The 377-nt window shown below is 62.3% G+C and carries 1 protein-coding gene; it reads right to left on the bottom strand.

The features are described 5' to 3' along the window. Window positions 1-377 (bottom strand): DNA gyrase subunit A (locus RZO55_RS03765; protein ID WP_318062953.1); only part of this gene is annotated, 377 nt, incomplete at both ends.

Below are 377 nucleotides of genomic sequence, written 5' to 3' on the forward strand. Positions count from 1 at the left end.
TGGTAGGGAAGCTCTTCGACGACAATGCGCATCTTGCCGCCGGAGGCCTCTTCGATGCGCGTCTTGGCCCGGACTTGGATGTTGCCCCGCCCGGTGCGATAGGCTTTCTTGATCCCATCCTTCCCCAGGATCACCCCGCCGGTGGGGAAGTCGGGACCCTTGATCGTCTGCATCAGCTCATCCACCGTCACATCCGGGTTGTCGATCATCTTGACCAAACCGTCGATCACTTCCCCGAGATTGTGCGGCGGGATGTTGGTGGCCATCCCGACGGCGATCCCCGAGGCACCGTTGACGAGGATGTTGGGAAAACGGGAGGGCAGGACCAGCGGCTCCTCCAGGCTGCCGTCGTAGTTGGGCCCGAAGTCGATGGTCTC

The sequence above is a fragment of the Clostridium boliviensis genome (assembly GCF_033342255.1).
GTDB lineage: Bacteria > Bacillota > Clostridia > Lachnospirales > Lachnospiraceae > Lacrimispora > Lacrimispora boliviensis.